The 251-nt window shown below is 58.2% G+C and carries 1 protein-coding gene; it reads right to left on the bottom strand.

The genetic code is table 11. The features are described from left to right. A partial coding sequence (locus ACI77D_RS29435) for an immunoglobulin-like domain-containing protein (RefSeq protein WP_407018118.1) occupies nt 1-251 on the bottom strand: 251 nt, incomplete at both ends.

The following is a 251-nucleotide window of genomic DNA, read 5'->3' as shown; positions in this document are numbered from 1 at the left end:
GCTGGGACAGTAACGGTGCCGACTGTGTCACCGGCTTTGATGGTGATCGTCGAGCCGTTGTCGAGTTTCAGCGTGACGTCAGTACCCGCTTTATTGGAAAGCGTAGCGGTGTACGTAATTTGACCGCCTTCACTCACCTCGGACGGAGCCGTCAGGGTCACGGTAGTGGTATCGGCAGTGCCCGGAGTGTCAGTCACAGTGGTGGTGACTTTATCGGTGCCAGGGACCAGGTTTTCGAAGTGCTCGCCGCC

Source organism: Pseudomonas sp. O39, from assembly GCF_045447295.1.
Taxonomy (GTDB): Bacteria; Pseudomonadota; Gammaproteobacteria; order Pseudomonadales; family Pseudomonadaceae; genus Aquipseudomonas; species Aquipseudomonas antarctica_A.
This window is presented reverse-complemented; position numbering and strand designations above follow the sequence as displayed.